Annotated in this window: 4 protein-coding genes; 2 read left to right on the top strand and 2 right to left on the bottom strand. The window is 75.7% G+C overall.

Translation table 11 applies throughout. The features are described from left to right. A partial coding sequence (locus ACLEQD_RS42760) for a hypothetical protein (protein WP_410391704.1) occupies positions 1 to 420 on the bottom strand: 420 nt, incomplete at its 3' end. 104 nt (positions 421 to 524) lie between these two features. Between ACLEQD_RS42760 and ACLEQD_RS42755 the strand changes: the two genes are divergently transcribed. Further along, a complete protein-coding gene (locus ACLEQD_RS42755) occupies positions 525 to 665 on the top strand; it encodes a hypothetical protein (RefSeq protein WP_410391703.1) in 141 nt (46 codons plus the stop codon). A gap of 57 nt (positions 666 to 722) precedes the next feature. Continuing rightward, positions 723 to 875, top strand: a complete 153-nt coding sequence (locus ACLEQD_RS42750) for a hypothetical protein (protein ID WP_410391702.1) — start codon at positions 723 to 725, stop codon at positions 873 to 875. Between the two features lie 139 nt (positions 876 to 1014). On the opposite strand, the gene ACLEQD_RS42745 is transcribed toward ACLEQD_RS42750, so the two are convergent. Beyond that, positions 1015 to 1620 carry a hypothetical protein gene (locus ACLEQD_RS42745; RefSeq protein ID WP_410391701.1) on the bottom strand — a complete coding sequence of 202 codons (606 nt, stop codon included), beginning with the start codon at positions 1618 to 1620 and terminating at the stop codon, positions 1015 to 1017. Positions 1621 to 1754: the final 134 nt, after the last annotated feature.

The following is a 1754-nucleotide window of genomic DNA, read 5'->3' as shown; positions in this document are numbered from 1 at the left end:
CACCAGCGTGGGCCGCGTGATGGCCTGCGCGAAGCGCACCGTGCGCGGGGACGCCTGCGACAGGCGGTCCATCAGCGCGAGCAGGCGCCGCTGCTGCTCCGGCGTCAGCTTCGCCTGCGCGTCCAGCAGCCGGCCCACGTCCGCGCGGGCGAAGCCGTCCTCCTGCAACGACGAGAGCAGCTCGGCGCGCGCGAGGCGCGGCTCCACCTCCTCGGGCCCCGTGCGCAGCGTGCGCGAGAGCGCCTGGATGGACTCGTACGCCGTGCCCGCGGCCTGCGGCAGCGGCGGGGCAGGGGACTCCTCGGGCGTGGCCACCTCCGCGCGGCGCACCGCCAGCGAGACGGCGAGCCGGACCTTCGGATCCTCGGGCTCGAACCACACCTCGCGCGCCTGCGCGGGCAGCGTCACCACCGCGGACACCGGCGCGGACGACGTGCCCTTCGCGCCCTCCAGCGCCAGGTGGCCGCGGGCTGGCGGCGCCCGGCAGCAGCACCAGCCGGCGCGGGTGGCCCACGTCGGTGTTCATGCGCACCACGATGGGCTTGCCCGCTTCCGCACCCAGCGGACGGAGCTGCACGCGCACGGGCGAGGGCAGCTTCGCGTCCGGCACCCGGAAGCGCACCGCCTTCTTGTCCACCTTCACCGGCCACTGCGAGCGCACGTAGCCCACCTCGCCCGGCGTCCCCTCCGCCTTCGCGGGCGCGAGCGACAGGAACGCGCGCGTGCCCTCCGCGCCCTCCAGCTTCAGGGCGTGCTCGCCCGGAGGCAGGGCAATCTCCACCGGCTCCACCGCGGACAGCGGCAGCAGCGGGAAGGTGTTGCTCCCCACGCGCAGCACCGGGTTCGCCTTCGCGCCCGGCGGCGTCATCACGTAGGCGCGCAGCAGGGTGGGGGCCTCCGCCAGCCCCGTGGCCTGCACGCGCGTGGTGCCGCCCGCGGCGAGCGGCCACAGCGCGCTGCCCGCCATCGACGCGTCGGCCTCCATGCCCTGGAGGTCCAGCCACTGCGAGGCCTTCACGTAGGTTCCATCCTCGCGGGCGCGGGCGTCACCTGCGACCAGCGGCTCGCGCGCCACCACGCGGCGCGGTAGCCACGGCGGATGTCCTCCGACAGCGGCTCCGCTCTCCACGCCAGCTCCAGCGCGGCCAGCTCGCGGCTGCGCAGCGGGTCCCCCAGCGGCAGGCGTGACACCAGCTCCGACGCCTCGGCGGTGAGGAAGCCCGCGTCCGGCAGCGCGGGCGCGGTGCCCAGGAGCGCGTGCGCGACGTCGGCCTTGCCCGCGTCCAGCAGCTTCTTCGCGGTGAGCAGCCGCAGGTGCCACGCGAGCGGTGACGCGTCCGTGCTCTTCAGCTTCTCCACCGCGACGTCCGTGTCGCCGTCAACCAGGGCGGCCATCGCGTGCAGCAGCGGCGACAGGCCCTCCGTCTTGATGCGTCCGTACGTGCCGCGCGCCAGGTCCGGCATCAGCGTCACCAGCCGCTGACGCAGCAGCGACGGCCGCGCGGCGGTGTCCTGCTTCACCACCTCCCACGCCTTCTCCGCCAGCTCCGTCCAGTGCGTCTGGTGCGACAGCGCCTCGGACAGCGTGGGCCGGCGCGTGGCGACGCGCGCACGCACCATGGCGCGGGGCCCTTCCAGCTCACGCGGTAGTTGTGCTTGCCCGGAGGCAGCGCCACGCGCAGCTCCTCCGCGATGCCACGCGCTCACCCGACGCGAGCACGCGCGAGCAGGCCGTCGCGCGGGCCGCGCCTCGG

The sequence above is a fragment of the Corallococcus sp. 4LFB genome (assembly GCF_046520365.1).
Lineage (GTDB): Bacteria > Myxococcota > Myxococcia > Myxococcales > Myxococcaceae > Corallococcus > Corallococcus caeni.
This window is presented reverse-complemented; position numbering and strand designations above follow the sequence as displayed.